Below are 18,624 nucleotides of genomic sequence, written 5' to 3'. Positions count from 1 at the left end.
GCTCCTGCGGCTCAGGCGATGGCCGAGATGCCCAGGATCTCGCGGCCGACGATCAGCGTCTGCACCTCGGTCGTGCCTTCGGGGATGGTGCCGCCGCGCGTGTCGCGGAAGATGCGCTCGATGGGATAGTCGGTGGCATAGCCCAGGCCACCGTGCACCTGCAGCGCCATGCTCGCCACCTCGTGCGCGGCCTCGGTGGCATAGAGCTTGGCGATGGAGGCGGCCGTGCGGGCCTCGCCTTCGGAATCCAGCGCGGCGGCGGCGCGCAGGCCCAGCGCGCGGGCGGCCTCGACGCGGATCGTCATGTCCACGATCAGCTTCTGCACCAGCTGGAAGCTGCCGATGGGCTTGCCGAACTGCGTGCGCGTGCGCGCATGCGCGATGGACAGGTCCAGCGCGGACTGCGCCGCGCCCACGGCACCCATGGCGATGTTGACGCGGGCGCTGTCCAGGCCGATCAGCATCTTCTTGAGGGCCTTGCCCTCCTCGCCCAGCAGGTTCTCGCGCGGGATGCGGACGTTGTCGAAGTTCAGCTCGGCGGTGCCGGTGCTGCGCAGCACCATGGTGTCCACGCGCCGCACCTCGAAGGGCGACACATCGCGCTCGACCAGGAAGGTCGACAGCTGGCCGTTGCAGTCCGGGCTGAAGGTGCGGGCCACCACGATGCCGAAGTCGCCGAAGGCGCCGTTGGTGATCCACAGCTTGCGGCCGTTGAGCACGTAGTGGTCGCCCTGCAGGTCGGCACGGGTCTGCACCTGCGCGATGTTGGAGCCGGTGCCCGGCTCGCTGATGGCGCTGAAGCAGCGGCGCTCATTGGTCAGCAGCGGCCGCAGGAAGCGCTCCTTCTGCTCGGGCGTGGCTTCCTGGGCCAGCTTGTTGATGGCGGCGTTGGTGATGTTGAGGATGGTGCGCAGCGACAGCCAGGCATAGCCCGCCTCTTCCATCAGCAGGGCCCAGGTGAGCTGGTCCATGCCCATGCCGCCTTCTTCCTCCGGCAGGCGCCCGCCCAGGTAGCCGAACTCGGCCAGCTTGCCGAGCACCTCGAAGGGAAAGGTGCGGTCCTGGTCGTGGCGCGACACGATGGGCGCGATCTCGGCCTTCATGAAGCGGCGGATGCTGTCGCGCAGCATCGTCTGCTCGGAAGAAAGGGTGAACATGGTTTTGTCTCCTGGGTGGTCGGATGGATGGCCGGCCTGGGGGCCGTGCCGGGGTGGCACTAAGCCCGGGCCTTGGTTCGTTTGGAAGGTGCGGGCGCTGGGGATTCGGCGGACGCCGCGGCTTCGGCCACGGCCGCGTGTTTGCGGAAGACGAGGGCCTGCACTTCCTGCAGGGCCTCGATGCACAGGGTGCGCTGGGCGCGCATGCGGTCGGTGAGGCCAGCCACCGACAGGGCGATGGCCTCGCCGCCGATCTGGCCGGCGACGGCGACGGCCGTGAGGCCTTCGCTGCCTTCGTTCTCGATCCAGATCCAGCCCTGCTCCTTGGCCTTCGCCACCTGGGCCTCCAGCGCGGCCAGGTCGGTCAGCGTGCCCGAGGCCAGGCTGCGCAGCGGCTTGAGCCGCAGCTGGCGCGCCGCCTCCTCGGGCGTGCCGATGGACAGGATGGCCTTGCCCAGCGCCGAGACGTGCAACGCCAGCTTGTCGCCCACGTGCTGCATGTAGCGCAGCGGATGGCGGCCTTCGCTGAGCGCGATCACCTTGACGATGCCGTTCTCCAGCCGGCCGCACAGGCCGGTCTCGCCCGTGCGGTCGCGCAGCAGTTCGCAGGCCTCGGCGCCCACGGCATAGAGCGGGTCGCTGGCCGAGATCTCCTTGGCCACGGCCAGCAGGCGGGCCGTGGGATAGAAGCGCCGGCTGCGCGCCGTGCGCAGCAGGTAGCCCAGCTCATGCAGGGTGTGCAGCAGGTCGGAGCAGCTGCTTTCGGGCAGGTCCATCAGCCGGGCCAGGTCGGAGTTGGACAGCTCCCGCTTCTCGCGGGCGAAGACCTCCAGCAGGGTCATGGTGCGGGCAGCGGCGGGGACAAGGGTGGGCATCGTCTCTCCGATATTTCGTAGAAAAACACGATGGTACAGACCGTGCCGGTTCCGGCGTCTGGCTGACTTTCCGTGGTTGCGCTGTGAGTTCATCGATTTCGATTTGCTTTTCTACGAGGTGTTGAAGTAGTCTACGGCATACCGAATATCAAGAGCAACCGGAGACATCCATGAAACGCGCTTTCCACGCCCTCGCGCTGACCCTCGCGGCGCTCGTCGCCCACGGCCCCGCCAGCGCCGCACCCGACGACGCCTGGCCCACCAAGCCGCTGACCTTCGTCGTGCCCTTCCCGCCCGGCGGCATCACCGACAACACCGCCCGCGTGCTGGCGCAGAAGGTGGGCGACAAGCTGGGCCAGCAGGTGGTGGTGGACAACCGGCCGGGTGCGGGCGGCTCCATCGGCGCCGAGTACGCGGCGCGGCAGCCGGCCGATGGCTACACCTTCCTGTATGGCACCCAGGGCACCCATGGCGCCAATCTGGCGCTCTACAAGAACATCCGCTACGACCCGGTCAAGGACTTCGTGGCGGTGCACGGCATCTCGGAGTCGCCGCTGGTCCTGGTCATCAACCCGAGCCGCAGCTTCAAGACCGTGCCCGAGCTGGTCGCCTATGCGAAACAGAACCCGGGCAAGCTGAACTTCGGCTCCGCCGGGGCCGGCACCGGCACGCACCTCACGGCCGAGCTGTTCCAGGCTGCGACAGGGACCAAGCTGACCCATGTGCCCTACAAGGGCAGCAGCCCGGCCCTGACCGACCTGATCGCCGGCAACCTGGACCTGGCCTTCGACTACGCGGCGGTGGTGATGCCTTTCGTTCAGGCCGGCAAGCTCAAGGCCCTGGCGGTGACCAGCAAGACCCGACTGGCGAACGTGCCCCAGCTGCCCACGCTGGGCGAACTGGGCATCTCGGGCGCGGACTCCACCGCCTGGGGCGCGGTCTTCGTGCCCGCCAAGACGCCGGCCCCGGTCGTGCAGCGTCTGTCCGATGCCGTGGCCGCCGCCATCGTCGACCCCGAGTTCGTGGCCATCAGCGAGAAGAACGGCAGCCTGCCCATGCGCGGCATGCGCGGCGAGAAGCTCGATGCTTTCGTCAAGTCGGAGATGACCCGCTGGCGCGAGGTGGTGCAGAACTCCGGCGCCAAGGTCGACTGACCGGCCTTGCCTCCCATTTGCTCTTTCATCCCTAGGACTCTCATGACCCTCGACCTGCGGGGCTACCAGCCCCGCCATCCCACGCTCTACCAGCTGGCCGCCGACGGCGAATCGCTGGACTTCGTCTTCGCCCAGTGCCCGGCCTGCGGCCACCTGGCCTTTCCGGCCGACGCGCCCGGCTGCAGCCAGTGCGGCGACCCGATGAAAGACGCCGCGCGCATCACGCGCCCCGGCACGGGCACGCTGCTGGAGTTCGTGACCCTGCACGTACCCCTGCTGCCCGGCATGCAAGTGCCGCGCATCGCCGCCGACATCCGCCTGGGCGAGGACGGCCCCATCGAGGAAGGGGTGATGGCCACCACCGACGAGTCGCAGTTGCGCGTGGGCATGCCGCTGCGCGCGGTGGCTCATCCCTTGCCGGAGGGCGAGGTGTTCGACTGCCGCTTCGTGCCGGCGACGGAGGCCCAGCGATGAGCGCGTGGATCGACGACAACGACGGCGTGTACGTGGCCGGCATCGGCATGCATGCGTACCAGTTCCCCACCGAGACGCCCTACACCCACCTGGGCCTGACCGCGGTGCGCCAGGCCCTGGCCGACGCGGGCCTGGCCTGGCCGCAGGTGAACAGCGCCTACATCGGCACCACCTCCATCGGCATGGCGGCGGGGCGGGTGATGCTGCGCCATCTGGGCTCGACCGGGCTGGCCGTCACCCAGGTCGAGAACGCCTCGGCCTCGGGCTCCTTCGCCTTCCGGCAGGCCTGCCTCGAGGTGGCGCGTGGCGTCAGCGACGTGGTGCTGGCCGTGGGTGTGGACAAGCACGGCGACGGTCGCCGCGCGGCCGACAAGGACGGCCTGGCGCACCTGAGCGACACCGCCAACGTCCCGGCGGTCAAGTTCGCCATGATGGCGCGCACCTACCTGCGCGAGCGCAATGCCGACGTCGCCTCGATGGCGCAGGTGGCGGTCAAGAACCATGGCAACGCTTCGCGCAACCCCTATGCACAGTACCGCAAGCCGCGCACGCTGGAGCAGGTGCTGGCCTCGCCGCGCGTGGCCGGCGACCTGACGGTGCAGCAGTGCTGCCCGCGCGGCGAAGGCGCGGCGGCGGCCATCGTGGTCTCGGGCCGCGCCCTGCGCCGGCTGGGCCTGGACCCCAGGCGCTGCGTGCGCGTGCGGGCCTCCACTGCCTGCAGCGAGACGCCCGAGACTGCCTACGGCCAGGCCGCCGTCGACCTGGTGCGCAGCAGTGCGCAGTCGGCGCTGGAGCAGGCGGCCATCTCGGCCGAGACGCTGGACCTGCTCGAACTGCACGACGCCTTCTCGGTGGAGGAGCTGCTCTACAGCGAGGCCATCGGCGTGTGCCCGCCCGGCGAGGGCGCGAGCTTTTTGATGCGCGGCGACTCGCGCATCGGCGGGCGCTGCGCCATCAATGCCTCGGGCGGCCTGATCGGCATGGGCCATCCGCTGGGGCCGACCGGCATCGGCCAGATCGCCGAGTTGACCCGGCAGCTGCGCGGCGAGGCCGGCGAGCGCCAGCACAGCCATTCGCGCTGGGCCATGGCCCACATGATCGGGCTGGGCTCGGTGGCCATCGCCCATGTTCTTTCCGCACCCGACGCCTGAAGGAGGTCGATTCGCATGACCACCCCGACCACGCCCCCCGACCACGTCGAACTCGGCACCCTCACCTATGCGGTGCAGGGCCATGTCGCCGTGATCACCCTCAACCGCCCCGAGCGCATGAACACCATCGGCAGCACGATGAAGCCCGACCTGGCGCAGGCCTTCCTGCAGCTGGCGCGGGCCGACGAGCGCGTGCGCGCCGTGGTGCTGACTGGCGCCGGCGACCGCGCCTTCTGCGCCGGTGCCGACATCAAGGAGCGCGCCGACCACCAGATCAGCGCCAATGAATTCTTCGTCGCGCAGAAGGCCACGCACGACCTGCTGCGCGACATCGAGGAGTTCGAGAAGCCCGTCATCGCCGCCATCAACGGCGTCGCCCTGGGCGGCGGGCTGGAGATCGCGCTGTGCTGCGACCTGCGGATCGCCGCCGACCATGCGAAGTTCGGCCTGCCCGAGGCCCGCATTGGCGCCCTGCCGGCGGCCGGCGGCACGCAGCGGCTGCCGCGGCTGATCGGCGAGGCGCGCGCCAAGCACCTGATGTTCACCGCCGCCCAGATCGACGCGGCCCAGGCCCTGCAGATGGGCATCGTCACGCAGGTCTGCCCCGGCGCCGAGCTGATGACCGACGCGATGAAGTTGGCCGGTACCGTGGCCGCGATGCCGCCGCTGTCCATCCGACTCATCAAGCGCGCGGTCAACCGCGGCATGCAGACCGACCTGGACAGCGGCCTCGAATACGAACGCTACGCCGCCGCCATGCTGATCGACAGCGAGGACCGCAAGGAAGGCATGCGCGCCTTCGTCGAGAAGCGGGCGCCTGTCTTCAAGGGCCGCTGAAGCGCGGACTCTCCAATCCCATCATTCACAAGGAAACACCATGAAACTCAATCTGGAGCGCCGCGTCGCGCTCGTCACCGGGGGCGGCCAGGGCGTGGGCCGTCAGATCTGCATCGAGCTGGCGCGCGAGGGCGCGCGCGTGGTGGTCAACGACCTGTTCGCACCGCGCGCCGAAGCGGTGGCGGCCGAGATCCGCGCCCAGGGCGGCGAGACCCTGGCCGCACCGGCCGATATCACCCAGGCCGAGCAGGTGCGCGCCATGGTGGACCAGGCCGCGAGCCATTTCGATGCGCCGGTGGAGATCCTGGTGAACAACGCCGGCATCATTCCCGAGCGCCGCGAGAAGGGCGGGCGCACGCCGGCCTTCGTCGACATGCCGGTGGAGGACTGGGCCAAGATCATCAACCTCAACGTGTACGGCACGTTGCACTGCTGCCACGCCGTGCTGCCGGGCATGGTGGCGCGCAAGGGTGGGCGCATCGTCAACATCATTTCCGAGGCCGGCCGCATCGGCGAGGCCAACATGGCCGTCTACTCCGGCGCCAAGGCAGCCATCGCCGGCTTTGCCAAGGCCCTGGCCAAGGAGCATGGCCGCCATGCGGTGACCGTCAACTCCATCGCGCTGGGCGCCGTCTCGCACGAGGGCATCAAGGACGGCCCGCTGCATGTGGACGCCACGCCGCAGAACAACGAGCTGCTGGCCAAGATGCTGGGCATCTACCCCATCTCCAAGGGCGTGGGCCGGCTGTCGCGGCCGGACGACGTGTCGGGGCTGGTGGCCTTCCTGGCCTCGGACCGGGCGCTGTTCATCACCGGGCAGACCATCGGCGCCTCGGGCGGCTTCGCGATGGTCTGAGGGGCAGGGCGGCGGCGGCCCGCCGCCGGCCCGCCCTTTATGATCCGGCCCGCGTGCAAGACGCCTCCGGGTCCGCGGGAAGGGTTGAACCCACTTGCCTGTCTTGCGGCATCCATCGCGGTGCCGCCTCCTCACCACCTTGGGTGCAGCCGGTCTTGCGGGCCATCGGCGTTCGATGCACAGAGGTGTCCATGCAATCCCTCCCTCCCCGGCCCGACATCGGGCATCTGAAGAAGCAGGCGAAGTCCCTGCTGGCCGACTACCGGCGCGGCGCGCCCGCGGCGATGCAGCGCTTCCGGTCGGCATTGCCCGCCGCGCGCGGCCGGGACGATGCCGCCCTCGCGGCCGCATCGCTGCGGCTGCACGATGCGCATTCCTGTATCGCACGCGAGCACGGCTTTGCCAGCTGGGCGGATCTGCTGGGCTTCGTCGAGGCGCGGCGGGCGCTCCTCGACGACCCACAGGCGGCGCTGCTGCACTGGCTGCGGCTGGTCTATGCCGGCGATGTGGCCGGCGGCAACGGCGCCAGCCGGCCCGCGGTGGCGGCACGGCTGCTGGCGGAACATCCTGCGCTCTTGGCTGGCGCCGATCCCTGGCTGGCTTGCGCCATCGGCGACGAGGCGGCGCTGCGGGCCGCCACGCAACGCGATCCGTCCTGGGTCCACCGGCCCGGCGGCCCGTTGCGGCTGCCGCCGCTGGTGGCGGTCACCCATTCCGGCCTGGCGCGCGTGCCCGGTTTCGCGGAGGGCCTGCGGGCCTGCGTCGCAGGGCTGCTGGCCGGCGGCGCCTCGCCCAACCAGTCCATCGGCAGCCGGTGGACGCCCGCCTCGCTGGACGCGCCGGACGAGTCCTTGCGCGTGTCGGCGTTGTACGGCGCGGCGGGCCAGGCGGGCGACGCGGCCATGACGAAGCGGCTGCTCGATGCTGGCGCCGAGCCGGACGATGGCGAGTCGCTCTACCACGCGCTCGGCACGCCCGCCTGCGCACGCCTGCTGCTGGAGGCCGGCGCGACGATCGCGGGCACCAACGCCATCTACCGCGCGCTCGACTTCGACGATCCGCAGGCCCTGCAACTGCTGCTGGCGCATGGCGGCGATCCGGACGAGCCGCCGGCCGGTCCGCCGACCTCGGACTGGGGCACGCCGCTGCTGTGGGCGATCCGCCGGCGCCGTTCGGTGGCGCATGTCCAGGCGCTGATCGACGCAGGCGCGCGCACCGATGTGCGCACGCCCGACGGTGTGACGGCCCGCGTCCTCGCGCTGCGCTTCGGCCTCCCGGAGATCGCCGCGCTGCCGGCGTTGGCCGCGTCGGGGAGTCCAGGCAGCGACGACCTCGACACGGTCGAGGCCTTCGTGGCCGCATGCGCCCGTGGCGACACGTCGTCCGCGCTGTCCCTCCAGCGTGCCGAGCCCGATGTGCTCGCCCGGCTGGACGACGCGCAGCGGCGCCTGCTGCCGGAACTGGCGGCCGATGGATGCGACGCCGCCGTGCGTGCCATGGTGGCCTGTGGCTGGCCGCTGGAAGTTCGCGGGGGCGACATCGACGGCTCGGCCCTGAACCAGGCCGTGTTCCGCGGCGATGCGGCGCTTGTGCGCCTGCTGCTGGAGAACGGCGCCGACTGGCGCGCGCCGCATGGCTTCGGCGACGACGTGCGTGGCACGCTGTCCTGGGCCTCGCTCCACATGCCGTCAGGCGAGGGCGACTGGGCCGGCTGCGCGCAGGCGCTGCGGGGCCACGGCATGCCGGCCGCCCTGCCCGATCCGGACGGGTCGGACGCGGTGCTGATCGATGGCCGCCGTTATCTGTTCGCGGACGAGGTGCGGGCCGTGCTGCTGGGCACGGGGGTGTTTCACCTCAGTCGGCCGTGCATACCCGGTCCCGACCGGACTGCTTGGCCTTCAGCATCGCCAGATCGGCCCGGTGCAGGGTCTGCATGACGGATTCGTCTGCCCGTAGCACGGCGATGCCGACAGAGACGGTCAGGCGTTCATCGGGCCGCGGCACCTGCGCGAGCAGCAGACGCAGGCGCTCGGCCACCGCCACGGCCTGGGCTTGCTCCTGGCCCGGGAGCAGCACGCAGAACTCCTCCCCGCCGAGCCTGCCCAGCACGTCATGCTGCGGCAGGGCCTGTCTCAGCGCCCCGGCCAAGCCTCGCAGCACCGCGTCCCCAGCCGCGTGGCCATGGCTGTCGTTGAGCCGCTTGAAATGGTCGATGTCCAGGTACAGCAGGGCAAGCGGGGCCCCTGTCTCGCGCGCCAGGCCGGCCACCTGTTCCGCCTGGTGCAGGAACTCGGCCCGGCTGCGGGCGCCCGTGAGGGCATCCGTGGCGCTGAGCTCCGCGAGCCGGCATTCCTGGTCGAAGGCGCGGCGTTGGTAGTCCTGGACGCGGCGGTGGGTGACGAAGGCTGTGGCGAGGGCGATGCCCGCATAGAGCAGCGCGAAGACGGTGTCGGTCCGGTTGGCCGTGTGGTCGAACACGAAGGGCAGGAAGAAGGCATAGCAGGCCAGCGAGCCGCCGACCCACTGCGCCAACGTGATCCAGAAGAAGCTGGTGGTGACGACGACGATGATTGCCGCGGGGAGGAAGTACATGAGCGGCCGGTCGGTGCCGAGCGCGCCCAGATAGCAGTTGAGGCTCACCGTGGCGATGGTCGCCATGCAGGCCAGGCCGTAGGTCTGGACCGAGGGTGCGCGGGCGATGAGGAAGGCGAACAGCGCAGTGAGCGGCAGCAGCAGTACCCGCAGCCCCACATACTCGGGCATCGGGATCAGCAGCCGCGCCAGCAGCGCCGCCAAAGAACCGGCCACGGCGGTCACGCCCATCTCGACCGCCGTGAGCTGCAGGCGCTGGCGGGTGTGGTCCCGGTAGATTTCTTCTCGGTCGTCGGCGGGGGCGGTGCGCAGGCGCATCAGCTTCTCGTCCCCCCACCCAGTGCCTTGCGCTCGCGCCAGGCCGTCTGGACGAAGGGATCGGTCACCGCATAGACGCCATGGCCCTTGCGGATGATGAGGTTGGCGTCGCGCAGTTCGTCGGCCACGCGCTGCACCTGGTCGGCCGTCACCTCGCGAGCCAGTTGGGCGGTGTAGTCGGCCAGGGCCTGGGCGCCGAACAGGCCGGTGGCGTCGCCCTCGGCCCGGGCCACGCGGTCGAACACGGCGCCGGCGAGGGTGCCCAGGTCTTCCACCTTGCGCAGTTCCACGTCGGCCGCCGCCGTCTTGAGCGTGGCGGCGATCACGGGCAGGAAGCGGTCGGCCTCGGCCGGGTCGGCCTGCTGCAGCTGGCGCAGGGCGCGGATGAGCTCTTCCGGGCGCCGGCCCAGGGTGTCGAAGGCCTCGATGGCGACGGCCAGACTGGGCTGGACGCGGGCGCCTTCCAGGGCGATGCCGTCCAGCACATGGGCCACGTAGTCGCCGTCCAGCGTCGGGTAGTCGACCGAGGTTGCGCCGGCGAAGGCATGTTTGCCCTGCAGCGTCATGCCCACCACCTGGGCACGGTGCGAGCCCGTGCCGATGAAGATGAAGTGGCCGGGTGTGGCGGGCCGCGGGTTGATCGCGTCGCGTGCCGCCTTGATGGCCAGCAGCATCTGCGCGCCGTCTTCGCCGGCCAGCGCCTGCTGCACCTCGTCGACGATCAGCACCACGTCGGTCCGGGCCTTGTCGACCACCTCTGTCAGTGCGTCGGCCAGCGTCACGCCGCCCTTGGCGCCCACCTCGTTCAGCTGGAAGCCGAACTTGAAGCCGGCGGCGCCCACATCCAGCCCTTTGAGCCGCTTCAGGCGCGCGAGCACGCCCGAGGCAGGCGTCTGCAGTTCGCCCAGCGCGCGCTGGATCGCCGTGTGGATGAGCGTGGCGGGGTTGGCCCGCGTATCCGTCCAGAGGTCCACATAGATGACGATGGCGCCCAGCGCCTCCAGGGCCGGGATCAGGTCCTGCCGCAGGAAGGTGGTCTTGCCGGTCCGCCGCAGACCCGACAGGAACAGTCCGGAGCGCAGGCCCTGGTCGAGCAGGCCCGGACGCAGGAGCTGACGCGCCATCTGGTCGGCCAGGGCTGTACGGTGGAACAAGGTCATTTCGGCGATTTTACCCAGATCGGCTAATTAGCTGAAATCCATAAAACACGCGAAAGGGGCGGCCCCTGCGTGCGCCCGCCACGGACCGGCACGCGCGGGTACGCAGAGGGGCCGTGGCTGCAGGCCCCGTCCCACAGCCACCTGCGTTGCGCCCGCACGCGGGGCGGCCGGACTGTGCATCGAAGGTTCGGCCAGACCGGTCGAGAGGCGACCGGTTTCACGTGACCAACTATGAAAGGAACAGTCACCATGAAGCAACGACAACAACAACGATCGCACCGTCTCCTCGCCTGCGCCCTGTTGGGCGGATTGCTGGCCGTCGGCGGCCATGCACAGGCCCAGGGCGTGGGGGTCGGCGTGGGCGTCAATGCTGACGTGAATGCATCCGGCTCCGCCGCCGGCCAGCGCGCGGGCGTTGGCATGTCGACGGGCACCAGTGCGGGTGCCAATGCCGGCACGACCCACAACGGCGCCCACGCGGGCGGCAACGCCCGCACCGGCGGCAGTGCCGGCGCCCAGACGAGCGGCGCCGGCAACGCGGCGGGTGGCGTGGGCAACGCGGTCGGCGGCGTGCTGAGCGGCGTGACCGGCGCCGTGGGCAATGCACCCACCGCCGTGGGCGGCGTGGCCAACAGGGTGGGCGGTGCCGCGAACACGGCCACCGGGGCCGCCACGTCTGCAGGCGGCGCGGCAGGCGGCCTGACCAACACCGTGGGCGGCTCGCTCAACGGCACGGCCGGTGCGGCGGGCTCGGCGGTCGGTGCATTGAGGGCGCCGGGTGCGGCTGTCGGCGGCAGCGGCAATGCCCAGGGCTCGGGCGCGGTGAACCTGCAGAAGTAATCCGCAGTCTCTGACTTGGAAGGCCCGCGGCGCGAAAGCGCGGCGGGCCTTTTGGCGTGGGCACAAGGTCAGGCTGGCATGGATGCTGCAGGGGAAAACCAGACTGTCGATTGTTAGACAATCCAACAAAATCCCCGCCGGCCTTCTTGCCAGACGCCGATCCATCCTTCCGCTTTTCATGACCCAGCCCATCCTGCGCATCAGCGGCCTCCACAAGCGCTTCGGCGATCACCATGTGCTGCAGGGCATCGATTTCGACGTGCAGCCCGGCGACCGCGTGGCCATCCTGGGCTCCAGCGGCTCGGGCAAGAGCACCTTCCTGCGCTGCCTCAACTTCATGGAAACGCCCAGCGCCGGACGGATCGAACTCAAGGGCCAGCCCATCGGCCAACCCGACGCGCGCGGCGGCGATGGCGTGCGCTACACCCAGGCCGAACTGGCACACGTGCGACGGCAGGTCGGCATGGTGTTCCAGCAGTTCAACCTGTTCCCGCACATGACGGTGCTGGGCAACGTGATGGAAGGCCTCATCACGGTGCGCGGCATGGGCGCCGCGGCGGCCCGGGACATCGCCCTGCGCGAACTCGACAAGGTGGGCATGGCCCACAAGGCCGACGCCTATCCCGGCCACCTGTCTGGCGGCCAGCAGCAGCGCGTGGCCATCGCCCGCGCGCTGGCCATGGCGCCCGACGTGCTGCTCTTCGACGAGCCCACGTCCTCGCTCGACCCGGAGCTGGTGGGCGAAGTGCTCAACGTCATCCGCGACCTGGCCGAGGAAGGCCGCACCATGCTGCTGGTCACGCACGAGCTGGGCTTCGCCTACCACTACGCCAACAAGGTGCTCTTCCTGGCCGACGGCCTGATCTACGAAGCCGGCACCCCCGACGAGGTGCTCAAGCACCCGCGCAAGGAGCGCACGCAGCGCTTTCTCGAACGCTTCACGGCCTTCAGCTTCTGAATCGGCCGTTTCCTCATTCCGCGCCCTCTTCCCATGCAGCTTTCCAACCCCGCCTCCGCCACGAGCTCCCAGGCCTACCGGGCCGATGACCGCAACGAGCAGGTGCTCGTCTATCTCAACGGCGACTTCGTGCCCCGCAGCGAGGCCAAGGTGTCGATCTTCGATGCCGGCTACGTCTGCGGCGATGGCGTGTGGGAGGGCGTGCGGCTGGTCAACGGCCGCGTGATCTCCTTCGACGCCCACATCGACCGCCTGTTCGAAGGCGCCAATGCCATCGCCATGGACATCGGCCTGACCAAGCAGCAGGTCAAGGACGTGATCCTGCGCACCTTCGAGGTGAACGGCATGCACGATGGCGCGCATGCACGCCTCATGGTGACGCGCGGCCTCAAGAAGACGCCCAACCAGGACCCGCGCTTCATCATCGGCAGCGCCACCGTGGTCTGCGTGGCCGAGCACAAGGTGGTGGACGCCGCGGCCAAGAAGCGCGGCCTGGCGCTGCACACCAGCACCATCCGCTGCAGCACGCCCGACGTGTTCGACCTGCGGCTCAATTCGCACAGCCGGCTCAACTTCATCCAGGCGCTGATCCAGGCCATCCACGTCGGCGCCGACGAAGCGCTGATGCTGGACACGAACGGCTTCGTCTCCAGCTGCAACTCGACCAACTTCTTCATCGTGCGCGGCGGCGCGCTGTGGACCTCGTCCGGGCGCTACTGCTTCAACGGCATCACGCGCGCCACGGTGCTGCGCCTGGCGCGCGAAAACGGCATCCCGGTGCACGAAGGCGACTACACGCTGGCGGAGGTCTATGCCGCCGACGAGGCCTTCGTCACCGGCACGCTGGGCGGCCTGACGCCCGTGGCGGCCATCGACGGGCGGCGCCTGCCGACCGAAGGCTACGGCCCGCTCACCAAGCGCCTGGCCGACCTGTACCAGGCCTACATCACGGCGCCGGCCGCCTGATTCCCCTTTTCCAACTTTCCACCTCGTAGGAGCGACGAATGAACATCCTGTCCCGCTTTGCCGCCGTCCGCCGCGGCCTGCTGGTCGGCCTGGTCGGCCTGGGTCTGCTGGCCGGCATGCCGGCCCAGGCCCAGACGCTGGAGAAGGTCAAGAAATCCGGCGAGCTGCGCATCGGCGTGGCGCCCGGCGACCCGTGGTACTACCGCGACCCCGCCACCGGTCAGTGGACCGGCGTGGGCGTGCTGATGGGCGAGCAGATCGCCAAGAACATCGGCGTGAAGATGGTGCCGGTCGAGACCACCTGGGCCAACAGCGTGGCCGGCCTGCAGTCGGGTCAGTTCGATGTGATGTTCGTGCTCGATGCCACCGAAGAGCGCAAGCGCGCCATCGACTTCCCTACCGCGCCCATGCTCTGGTACGCCCAGGGCGTGCTGGCCAAGGACGGCCTGACGGTCAAGAACTGGAGCGACCTGGACAAGCCCACCGTGCGTGTCGGCGTGGCCCTGGGCACCGCCACCGACCGCGATCTCACCAAGCGCCTGCCCAACGCCAGGATCGAGCGCTTCACCAACACCGACGAGACCGTGGCCGCCTTCAATGCCGGCCGTGTGGATGCCATCGGCTTCTACCACTCGGTGCTGACCATCGCGTATTCCAAGATCAAGAAGGGCAGCGTGCAGATCCCGCAGCCGGTGGTCGCCATCGCCACCAGCGCCGGCGTGCGCAAGGAGCAGGACCCGGCCTTCCGCGACATGCTCGACGAGCAGTTCAAGAAACTCTATGCCTCGGGCCAGACGCAGGCGCTGTACGCCCAGTACCTCAAGACCAAGGGGCTGGATCCGGACAAGATGCCTGGCGTGACCAAGGAGTCTCTGGAGAAGTAGTGACACCCCCCAAGTCGCTTCGCGACTCCCCCCTCTCTGTCGCCTTCGGCTTGGAGGGGGGCGCACCCGGTGGCCTGGCAGAGCCAGTTCCACGGGTGCCTTGGCATGGCCTGCTCCGCGGCCATTCGAGTCGCCCTCGCGCCATCCGGGTTGCGCGCGGCGCCACGGACACATGACATGAACTACGACTGGGACTTCGGCGCCGTCTGGGAATACCGCCAGATGCTGCTGACGGGCGTGCTCGGCACCTTCCGCATCGCGGCGGTGGCCATCGCCATGGGCGTGCTCATCGGCGCCGTGCTGGCCACCATGCGCCTGACGAAGACGCGCTGGCTGCAGTGGCCGGCGCTGTGGTTCACCGAGTTCTACCGCAACACACCGCCGCTGGTGCACTTCTTCTGGGCCTTCTATGCGCTGCCCGTGGTGCTGGGCGTGAGCCTGGACCCGTACGTGGCGGCCATCATCGCCCTTTCGACCCAGTCGGGCGCCTTCTATGCCGAGGTGTTCCGCGGCGGCGTGGTCAGCATCGACCGCGGCCAATGGGAAGGCGCCCGCGCGCTGGGCATGCGTCCGCCCGCGGTGCTGCGGCGCGTGGTGCTGCCCCAGGCGCTGCAGCGCATGCTGCCGCCCTTCATGGAACGCTCCTTCGAGCTCATCAAGACCACCGCCCTGGCCTCGACGCTGGCGTACTCCGACCTGCTCTACCAGGCCATGCAGGTCAACAGCATCACCTTCCGCCCGCTGGAGGTCTACACCGTGGTGGCGGCCATCTTCTTCGTCACGCTGTTGGTCCTCAGCACGCTGGCGCACCTGCTGGAGGCGCGGCTGACCCGCGCCACCCGGCCCGTTTCCGCAACCGCGAGGTGACCGGCATGGACTTCTCCTGGGACTTCACCCCGGTGCTGCAGAACTGGCCCGTGCTCCTCAAGGGCGTGGGCATGACGGCGCTGCTGTGGGTCATCGCCTTTCCGCTGTCGATGGTGCTGGGCCTGCTGCTGTCGCTGGCCACCGGCTCGGGCCGGCGCGTGCCGGTGCTGCTGGGGCGCAGCTGGGTCGAGCTGTTCCGCAATACGCCGGTGATGGTGCAGCTGATCTGGTTCTTCTATGCCTTCCCGATCCTCACCGGCGTGCAACTCACGCCGCTGGTGGCGGCGCTGTGCGGCTTGGTGCTCAACGCTTCGGCCTACTGTTCCGAGATCTTCCGCGGCGGCATCGCGTCGTTGCCCGTCGGGCAGTGGGAAGGCGCCCGCGCGCTGGGCATGACGCGCACCCAGCTGATGCGCCGGGTCATCGTGCCGCAGGTGCTGGCGCGCATGCTGCCCGCCTTCACCAACCGTGGCATTGAGCTGGCCAAGAACACCTCCATCGCGTCGGTCATCGCGGTGCAGGAGTTGATGTACCAGGGCCGCGCGCTGTCGGCCGCCTTCTACCGGCCGCTGGAGATCCTCACGGCCGTGGGCCTGATCTACTTCGTGCTGATCTATCCGGGCTCGTACCTGGCCTCGCGGCTGGAGAAGCGCTTCGCGCTGCGGGCCTGAAGCCCTTGCACCCCGCGAGCCGCATCAGCCCCTGGCCGAGAATCGCGCCCACACCATGAGCAGCATCCCCCGTTTCGAGCCCCTGCCCACGCTGACCCGCCGCGACCAGGTGGCCGAGACGCTGCGCCGCGCCATCCTCTCGGGCCGCATCGCGCCGGGCACGCAGCTGGTCGAAAGCCGGCTGGCCGGCGATCTGGCCGTGAGCCGCGGGCTGCTGCGCGAGGCCATCCGTGAGCTGATCGAAAGCGGCCTGGCCACCAACCGGCCCTATGCCGGCACCTTCGTCACCGAGGTCAATGCCGCCGTGCTGCGCGACGTCTACGAGATGCGACGCGTGATGGAAAGCCAGGCCTACCGCCGCATCTGGCCGCTGCGCGACGCCGCCTTCCGCGATGAGCTGCAGGCCCGCTTCGACCACATGATCGCGGCCGTGCGCAGCGACGACCTGTCGGAAGAGATCCGCGCCGAGGCGCATTTCCACGGCCTGGTCTACGAGCGTTGCGGCAACCACCTGATGCCCGCGTTCTGGCAGCAGATGACGCAGAAGATCCAGCTCGGCTTCGCCATCTGTCAGATCGCGCATGCGCCCAAGGTGGACTTCGAGGCCAACCACCGGCGCTTCCTCGACTGCGCGCTGGGCGACAGCCTGGACGAGATGGTGAGCGAGCTGAACGTGCACCTGGACCGCGGTCTGGCGACGATCCAGTTCGAAGCGGGCGCGGCCGCAGCCGCCTGAGCCATGACGAAGGCCGCTGCGGCCAGCTCCTGAGGCCAAACGTCCGACCGCCACTTTGGGCGGCGTCTGCGGCCTGGTGTCAAGTCGCTGAGCAAGCGCTCATGGCGCTCCCGCCGGAAGCCCTCCACCCATCAGGCCTCCCTTGAGGAAACGGAGGTAGGTCTTCATCACCGCATCTGGTATGCCGGAAGACTGCGTCCGTCGATGCAGGTGGTAGAGGTACAGGTAGTCCCGCGCGGCAATGAGCAGATAGGCCAGCGTGGCGAGTTCATCTTCACCGTAGTTGATGATTTCTCCATCTCGCTTCGCACGCTTGAGAAACTTCACGTAGCGACGCACCACCTCTTCGTGGTGACGGGACCAGGCCTTGGGCGCCTCAACTTCCGCTTCGTTGAGGACGCGCCAGAACCACGGGTTTTCCGAAAGGTATTCGAAGACTGCGCGGGCGCCTACCTCCTCCACCTCGAAGAAGCCCTTGGCGCCGTGCGCACGCTGGCGCACGAGCTCGAGCATCTGGACGCCGAAGTACGGCAGGAGCTCGTCGAAGAGCGCTTGCCGAGATTCGAAGTAGAGGTAGAAGGTGCCTTGGGCAATGCCTGCCTCTGCCGTGATGCGCTGGACTGAAGCATCGCGGTAGCCGAACTCGCCGACCACCTTGGCGGCAGAGACCATCAGGCGATCGCGGGTGCGCGCTGCCTTCTCCTCGCGGCTGAGTCGCACAGCGGCTGATTTTTTTCTCGCGGTGCGAGGGATGCCTGTCGCGGCGGCCAATACGCGTCCTTTCTGGCTTCGCTCGACGGCGAATAGCCTCCGTCCCAGTCTACTGAAGCGGCTCGGCGTGCCGAGCCGCAGCGTTTTCCCTAGTGGTCAGCGCATCGGATCGGACGAAACTGAATTATGACTCATCGTTCATTTTGTTTGTGTGATGCTGAACAGCCCTGCCTTTGAAGCCGAACAACGCTTTCGCCAGGAAGTGCGCGACTACTGCGAGAACGAGCTGCCGCGCAACGTTCGCGACAAGGTGCAGGCGAACCTCTTTCTGACCAAGGAAGACAACCTCGCCTTCCTTCGTTCGTTGGCACCCCGCGGATGGGTGGCCGGCCACTGGCCGCGGGAACACGGCGGCGCGGCATGGACGCCGCTTCAACGCTTCGTGTTCGAGGAGGAGAGCATGCGCTGCGGCGCGCCGTGGCTGATTCCGTTCGGCGTGAACTACGTCGGGCCGGTGATCTACACCTTCGGCTCCGAGGCGCAGAAGCGACGCTTCCTGCCGCCCATCCTGTCGTCGCAGGAGTGGTGGGCGCAAGGCTATTCCGAGCCCGGTGCCGGCTCGGACCTGGCCGGGCTCAAGACGCGGGCTGTGCGGCGCGGCGACCGCTACGTCGTCAGTGGCCAGAAGATCTGGACCAGCTATGTGCAATGGGCCGACTGGATGTTCTGCCTGGTGCGCACCAGTGACGAAGGCCGGCCCCAGCAGGGCATCTCGTTCCTGCTCATCGACATGCGCAGCCCCGGCGTGCAGGTGCGTCCAATCCGCACCATGGACGGCTGCCATCATGTCAATGAAGTTTTCCTCGATGAGGTCGAGGTGCCCGTGGAGATGCTCGTGGGCGAGGAGGGCAAGGGTTGGAGCTACGCCAAGTTCCTGCTGTCCAACGAGCGCATCCTCTCGGCCGAGACGGGCCGCGCCACGCGCCAGCTGCAGCACCTTCGTGCGTTGATGGCCGAGGCGCCCAGCGATGCGGTGCGCAATCTCCCCGTCTTCGAGCGGCGGCTGGCCGAGCTGGAACTGCGCCTGCATGCGCTGCGTGCCTTCTGCCTTGCCTACGCCCGCACCATGGACCCGGCGGCACCACCGGGGGTCGAAGCGTCGATCATGAAGATCCGCGGCACCGAGCTGCAGCAGGCCATTGCCGAGGCCACGCTGGATTGGCTGGGCGCCGCAGCCGTGGTCTACGACCCCCTTTTCGTGAACGCCGACACCCTCGCGTCCCCCGTGGGGCCTGCCACGACGCCCGGTGCAGTGCGCGAGTATTTGCATGGCCGCGCGTCGACCATCTATGGCGGCTCCAACGAGATCCAACGCAACATCATCAGCAAAGCGGAGCTCGGCCTGTGAACCCGACGA

The 18,624-nt window shown here is 69.2% G+C and carries 19 protein-coding genes; 14 read left to right on the top strand and 5 right to left on the bottom strand.

Annotation, left to right across the window (positions count from 1 at the left end; translation table 11 throughout):
- Nucleotides 1-11: 11 nt before the first annotated feature.
- Both KBC94_RS16160 and KBC94_RS16155 read right to left on the bottom strand, forming a co-directional pair.
- Nucleotides 12-1,157 carry an acyl-CoA dehydrogenase family protein gene (locus KBC94_RS16160; protein ID WP_294372193.1) on the bottom strand — a complete coding sequence of 382 codons (1,146 nt, stop codon included), beginning with the start codon at nt 1,155-1,157 and terminating at the stop codon, nt 12-14.
- Between the two features lie 59 nt (nt 1,158-1,216).
- Nucleotides 1,217-2,032, bottom strand: a complete 816-nt coding sequence (locus KBC94_RS16155) for an IclR family transcriptional regulator (protein WP_294372190.1) — start codon at nt 2,030-2,032, stop codon at nt 1,217-1,219.
- A gap of 170 nt (nt 2,033-2,202) precedes the next feature.
- On the opposite strand from KBC94_RS16155, the gene KBC94_RS16150 reads away from it, so the two are divergent.
- From KBC94_RS16150 to KBC94_RS16125, 6 genes are all read left to right on the top strand, one after another.
- On the top strand, nt 2,203-3,186 hold the full coding sequence (locus tag KBC94_RS16150) for a tripartite tricarboxylate transporter substrate binding protein (RefSeq protein WP_294372189.1): 984 nt from the start codon (nt 2,203-2,205) through the stop codon (nt 3,184-3,186).
- 42 nt (nt 3,187-3,228) lie between these two features.
- Nucleotides 3,229-3,660 (top strand): OB-fold domain-containing protein, encoded by a 432-nt coding sequence (locus KBC94_RS16145; RefSeq protein ID WP_294372177.1) that lies wholly within the window; start codon nt 3,229-3,231, stop codon nt 3,658-3,660.
- Entirely contained in the window at nt 3,657-4,811 is a 1,155-nt protein-coding gene (locus KBC94_RS16140; RefSeq protein WP_294372173.1) for a thiolase family protein, read from the top strand. The genes KBC94_RS16145 and KBC94_RS16140 overlap by 4 nt, the downstream gene beginning before the upstream one ends.
- Before the next feature lie 15 nt (nt 4,812-4,826).
- Nucleotides 4,827-5,648: an enoyl-CoA hydratase-related protein gene (locus KBC94_RS16135; protein ID WP_294372169.1), complete on the top strand. Its 822-nt coding sequence runs from the start codon at nt 4,827-4,829 to the stop codon at nt 5,646-5,648.
- Between the two features lie 40 nt (nt 5,649-5,688).
- On the top strand, nt 5,689-6,504 hold the full coding sequence (locus KBC94_RS16130; protein WP_294372166.1) for an SDR family NAD(P)-dependent oxidoreductase: 816 nt from the start codon (nt 5,689-5,691) through the stop codon (nt 6,502-6,504).
- 191 nt (nt 6,505-6,695) lie between these two features.
- Nucleotides 6,696-8,441: a hypothetical protein gene (locus tag KBC94_RS16125; RefSeq protein WP_294372161.1), complete on the top strand. Its 1,746-nt coding sequence runs from the start codon at nt 6,696-6,698 to the stop codon at nt 8,439-8,441.
- On the opposite strand, the gene KBC94_RS16120 is transcribed toward KBC94_RS16125, so the two are convergent.
- Both KBC94_RS16120 and KBC94_RS16115 read right to left on the bottom strand, forming a co-directional pair.
- Entirely contained in the window at nt 8,359-9,414 is a 1,056-nt protein-coding gene (locus KBC94_RS16120; RefSeq protein WP_294372158.1) for a diguanylate cyclase, read from the bottom strand. The two genes, KBC94_RS16125 and KBC94_RS16120, sit on opposite strands and share 83 nt — an antisense overlap.
- A complete protein-coding gene (locus tag KBC94_RS16115; protein ID WP_294372155.1) occupies nt 9,414-10,574 on the bottom strand; it encodes an AAA family ATPase in 1,161 nt (386 codons plus the stop codon). The genes KBC94_RS16120 and KBC94_RS16115 overlap by 1 nt, the downstream gene beginning before the upstream one ends.
- A gap of 249 nt (nt 10,575-10,823) precedes the next feature.
- On the opposite strand from KBC94_RS16115, the gene KBC94_RS16110 reads away from it, so the two are divergent.
- The 7 genes from KBC94_RS16110 (at nt 10,824) to KBC94_RS16080 (ending at nt 16,496) form a co-directional block, all read left to right on the top strand.
- Nucleotides 10,824-11,414, top strand: a complete 591-nt coding sequence (locus KBC94_RS16110) for an adhesin (RefSeq protein ID WP_294372153.1) — start codon at nt 10,824-10,826, stop codon at nt 11,412-11,414.
- 178 nt (nt 11,415-11,592) lie between these two features.
- On the top strand, nt 11,593-12,372 hold the full coding sequence (locus tag KBC94_RS16105) for an amino acid ABC transporter ATP-binding protein (protein ID WP_294372151.1): 780 nt from the start codon (nt 11,593-11,595) through the stop codon (nt 12,370-12,372).
- 33 nt (nt 12,373-12,405) lie between these two features.
- The gene (locus tag KBC94_RS16100; RefSeq protein WP_294372149.1) at nt 12,406-13,338 is read left to right on the top strand and encodes an aminotransferase class IV; all 933 of its coding nucleotides are present in this window, start codon (nt 12,406-12,408) and stop codon (nt 13,336-13,338) included.
- Nucleotides 13,339-13,376: 38 nt separating this feature from the next.
- The gene (locus KBC94_RS16095; RefSeq protein WP_294372146.1) at nt 13,377-14,222 is read left to right on the top strand and encodes a transporter substrate-binding domain-containing protein; all 846 of its coding nucleotides are present in this window, start codon (nt 13,377-13,379) and stop codon (nt 14,220-14,222) included.
- A 177-nt stretch (nt 14,223-14,399) separates the two neighbouring features.
- Complete coding sequence (locus KBC94_RS16090) at nt 14,400-15,089, top strand: amino acid ABC transporter permease (protein WP_114803246.1); 690 nt, start codon at nt 14,400-14,402, stop codon at nt 15,087-15,089.
- Between the two features lie 5 nt (nt 15,090-15,094).
- Nucleotides 15,095-15,760 carry an amino acid ABC transporter permease gene (locus KBC94_RS16085; protein WP_294372137.1) on the top strand — a complete coding sequence of 222 codons (666 nt, stop codon included), beginning with the start codon at nt 15,095-15,097 and terminating at the stop codon, nt 15,758-15,760.
- A gap of 55 nt (nt 15,761-15,815) precedes the next feature.
- Entirely contained in the window at nt 15,816-16,496 is a 681-nt protein-coding gene (locus KBC94_RS16080) for a GntR family transcriptional regulator (RefSeq protein WP_294372135.1), read from the top strand.
- Between the two features lie 99 nt (nt 16,497-16,595).
- On the opposite strand, the gene KBC94_RS16075 is transcribed toward KBC94_RS16080, so the two are convergent.
- Nucleotides 16,596-17,267, bottom strand: coding sequence for a TetR/AcrR family transcriptional regulator (locus KBC94_RS16075; RefSeq protein ID WP_294372133.1), 672 nt, complete (start codon nt 17,265-17,267; stop codon nt 16,596-16,598).
- A gap of 154 nt (nt 17,268-17,421) precedes the next feature.
- Here KBC94_RS16075 and KBC94_RS16070 point away from each other — a divergent pair, with 154 nt between their 5' ends.
- Nucleotides 17,422-18,615 (top strand): acyl-CoA dehydrogenase family protein, encoded by a 1,194-nt coding sequence (locus KBC94_RS16070; RefSeq protein ID WP_294372128.1) that lies wholly within the window; start codon nt 17,422-17,424, stop codon nt 18,613-18,615.
- Nucleotides 18,616-18,624: the final 9 nt, after the last annotated feature.

Source organism: Pseudacidovorax sp., from assembly GCF_017991995.1.
In the GTDB taxonomy this organism is placed as follows: domain Bacteria; phylum Pseudomonadota; class Gammaproteobacteria; order Burkholderiales; family Burkholderiaceae_C; genus Xenophilus.
The sequence above is the reverse complement of the archived record's forward strand: the minus strand, read 5'-3'. Positions and strand labels throughout refer to the sequence as shown.